This is a genomic window from Bradyrhizobium sp., from assembly GCF_017881085.1.
Classification (GTDB): Bacteria; Pseudomonadota; Alphaproteobacteria; order Rhizobiales; family Xanthobacteraceae; genus Bradyrhizobium.
Genome location: NZ_JADGRI010000429.1, coordinates 1 through 3,609, shown reverse-complemented (window position 1 = coordinate 3,609; position 3,609 = coordinate 1). Strand labels below are relative to the sequence as shown.

Annotated in this window: 3 protein-coding genes and 1 pseudogene; 2 read left to right on the top strand and 2 right to left on the bottom strand. The window is 62.7% G+C overall.

The window, feature by feature from the left end; genetic code table 11:
• Positions 1 to 239: pseudogene (locus QZ213_RS26000) on the bottom strand (two-component system response regulator); the annotation flags it as partial.
• A gap of 111 nt (positions 240 to 350) precedes the next feature.
• Here QZ213_RS26000 and rimO point away from each other — a divergent pair.
• Together rimO and QZ213_RS25990 are read left to right on the top strand one after the other, a co-directional pair.
• A complete protein-coding gene (rimO, locus tag QZ213_RS25995) occupies positions 351 to 1,676 on the top strand; it encodes a 30S ribosomal protein S12 methylthiotransferase RimO (protein ID WP_291688926.1) in 1,326 nt (441 codons plus the stop codon).
• A 234-nt stretch (positions 1,677 to 1,910) separates the two neighbouring features.
• Positions 1,911 to 3,107, top strand: coding sequence for an acetylornithine transaminase (locus QZ213_RS25990; RefSeq protein WP_291688925.1), 1,197 nt, complete (start codon positions 1,911 to 1,913; stop codon positions 3,105 to 3,107).
• A gap of 106 nt (positions 3,108 to 3,213) precedes the next feature.
• On the opposite strand, the gene QZ213_RS25985 is transcribed toward QZ213_RS25990, so the two are convergent.
• Positions 3,214 to 3,609: zinc-binding dehydrogenase (locus QZ213_RS25985; protein WP_291688924.1), on the bottom strand; the 396-nt coding region annotated here is incomplete at its 5' end.

Genomic DNA, 3,609 nt, shown 5'->3' with positions numbered 1-3,609 from the left:
GGGCGGCGCACCGCGCGGCTGACCTGGAACATCTGTTCGAGCACGTCACGGCTGGGGTTCTCCAGATCGATCAGGATGACATCGGGATCCAGCGCATAGATCCGGGCCAAAAGGTTCTGCATTTCGCTGATATGGACCACGCCGGTAAAACCTGCCTCCCGCAGCCCCTCCTCGAGGATAGCTGCGCGGATCGGGCTTTCGTCGACAATGACGATTTTTGGTGAAGACTCGGCGCCCATCGATGACTCACGCTCCGGCACCACATCAATAGCACGCCGCAAGCCCGCTCAAAGCCTTGTAATTATGAGCAATTGGGACTAGCTCCTGCCTCTCAATCAGGCAGATCGAATATGCAACAGGCCGCCGCGCCCAAAGTCAGCTTTGTTTCACTGGGATGCCCCAAGGCGCTGGTGGATTCCGAGCGCATCATCACGCGGCTGCGCGCCGAGGGCTATGAGCTGGCGCGCAAACATGACGGCGCCGACCTCGTCATCGTCAATACCTGCGGCTTTCTCGACAGCGCCAAGCAGGAATCGCTCGGCGCCATCGGCGAGGCGATGGCCGAGAACGGCAAGGTCATCGTCACCGGCTGCATGGGAGCGGAGCCCGAGCAGATCGAGGCGGCCTATCCCGGCGTGCTGTCGATCACGGGCCCGCAGCAATATGAAAGCGTGCTCGATGCCGTGCACCGCGCGCTGCCGCCGGTGCATAATCCGCACCTCGATCTGGTGCCGCCGCAGGGCATCAAGCTGACGCCGCGGCACTACGCTTACTTGAAAATTTCAGAAGGCTGCAACAACCGCTGCAGCTTTTGCATCATCCCGAAACTGCGCGGCGACCTGGTGTCGCGCCAGGCCAACGATGTGCTGCGCGAGGCGGAGAAACTGGTCACCGCCGGCGTCAAGGAGCTGCTGGTCATTTCGCAGGACACATCAGCCTATGGCGTCGACCTGAAGTACGCAGCGAGCTCGTGGAAGGACCGTGAGGTTCGCGCCAAATTCTTCGATCTGGCAAAAGAGCTCGGCGAATTCGGCGCCTGGGTGCGGCTGCAATATGTCTACCCCTACCCCCATGTCGACGAGGTCATCGGCCTGATGACCGAGGGCAAGATCCTTCCGTACCTGGATATCCCCTTCCAGCACGCCAGCCCGGAAATCCTCAAGGCCATGAAGCGCCCGGCGGCGCAGGAAAAGACGCTCGGGCGGATCAGGCAATGGCGCGAGCAATGTCCTGACCTCACCTTGCGCTCCACCTTCATCGTCGGCTTTCCCGGCGAGACCGATTCCGATTTTACCTATCTGCTCGACTGGCTCGATGAAGCCGAGATCGACCGCGTCGGCTGCTTCAAATACGAGCCGGTCGCGGGCGCTCCGTCGAACGCGCTCGGCCATGCCGTGCCGGACGAGATCAAGCAGGAGCGCTGGAACGCGCTGATGGCACGGCAGCAGAAGATCTCCGCCCGCCGGCTGAAACGCAAGGTCGGCACCCGACAGCAGGTCATCATCGACGAAGTCGGCCCGACCGTTTCAAAGGGCCGCTCGAAAGCGGACGCGCCCGAGATCGACGGCGCGGTCTATCTCTCGAGCCGCCGTCCCCTGAGAGTTGGGGAAATCGTCACCGCGAAGATCGAACGAGCCGACGAATACGACCTGCATGGCAGCGTCGCGGGGTTCTAAGCCCGCTTGACAGCGCCCGCCGTTCGGCTGTATGGGCGTGCGGCATGAAATGCAACCGGACCCAACTCCGCGCCACCTGCCGTCGTCACACCCGTGACGATGATCGTGCGCGCCGTGTCCGACGACAACGCTGAACAACTGAGATCAGCAACGTTTTCGAGAAGGCCGCACCCTGAAAAGTGCGGCCTTCTCGCGTTTTGGTCCGCCTTTTCATTTCAACCCGAGGAGTTTGTCATGAACATCGCCACCCATCCGTTTGACGCGCTGATGAACATCACCGCCCGCCCGCCGGTCGTGTTCGTCCGCGGCGAAGGCGCGTTTCTGTGGGATGACCATGGCAAGCGCTATCTCGATTTCATGCAGGGCTGGGCGGTCAATTGCCTCGGCCACTCCCCGCTTATCGTCGCCGACGCGCTGGCGGAGCAGGCCAAATTGCTGCTGACGCCGAGCCCGGCCTTTTACAACGGCCCTAGCCTCAAGCTTGCAAAACTGCTCACCGATCACAGCTGCTTCGATCAGGTGTTCTTCACCAATTCCGGCGCGGAAGCCAATGAGGGCGCGATCAAGCTCGCCCGCAAATACGGCGCGTTGCACAGGGATGGCGCGTACGAGATCATCACTTTCGAAGGCGGCTTTCATGGCCGGACGCTCGCAACCATGTCGGCCTCCGGCAAGAAGGCGTTCGAACCGCTGTTCGAGCCCAAGGTATCGGGCTTCCCCAAGGCGCAGCTCAACGACCTCGCCTCGGTCGAGCGACTGATCACGGACAAGACCGTGGCCGTGATGCTGGAGCCGATCCAGGGCGAAGCCGGCGTCTGGCCGGCGACGGATCAGTTTTTGCGCGATCTACGGGAGCTGACCAAGGCGCATGGCCTGTTGCTGATCTTGGATGAGATCCAGACCGGCATGGGCCGAACCGGAAAGCTGTTCCACTACGAGCATGCCGGCATCGAGCCCGACATCATGACGCTCGGCAAAGGCATCGGTGGCGGCGTGCCGCTCGCCGCGCTGCTCGCGACGCAGGCCGCTTCCTGTTTCGAACATGGCGATCAAGGCGGCACGTTCAACGGCAACCCGCTGATGTGCGCGGCCGGGCTCGCGGTCCTCCAGCATGTCGCCGAGCCGGCCTTCCTGAAATCGGTAACTGACGCCGGCCTCTGTCTTGAAAGCGAGCTGCAACGGATCTCGGCACGCCACGGCCTCGGCGAGGTTCGCGGCCGGGGTCTGCTGCTGGCGCTCGACCTGAAGATTCCGATCGCGGCATCGATCGTCGCGCAGGCCTTTGAAGACGGCGTGCTGCTCAACGCGCCCCGGCCGGACGCGCTGCGTTTCATGCCGGCGCTCAACCTCACGCGCGCCGAAATCGCGCTGATGATCGATTGCCTGGACGCGATCCTCGCCAAGATTGGCGCAGCCAGGCTGGTGGCGTAGGTCGACGTGTTGGTCATTCCGGGATGACCCGTAGGAGCAGACCTCAGATGCGCAATTGCACATCGTAGTTCGATGCTACGCATCGCCCCGGAATGACGACCAGCGGCTACGGCTTCAAAATCGACGCGCCGGTGGTCGCCCGGCTTTCCAGATCGATATGGGCTTTCGCCGCATCCTTCAGCGCGTAGGCGTGGTTGATCGGCACGTGCAGTTTGCCGTTGATGACGGCGGCGAACAGGGTGTCGGCGCCTTCCAGCAGCTCCGAGCGCTTGCCGATGTAGTCGTTGAGTTTCGGGCGGGTCGCGAACAGCGAGCCGTGGTTGTTGAGTTCGGCGATCGAGAACGGCGGCACCGGACCCGAAGCGTTGCCGAAACTCACGAACAGGCCGCGCGGCTTCAGGCAGGACAGCGATCCCGGAAACGTTGTCTTGCCGACGCCGTCATAGACGACGTCGCAGAGTTCGTTGCGGCTGATCTGCTTGACGCGCGCCACGAAATCCTC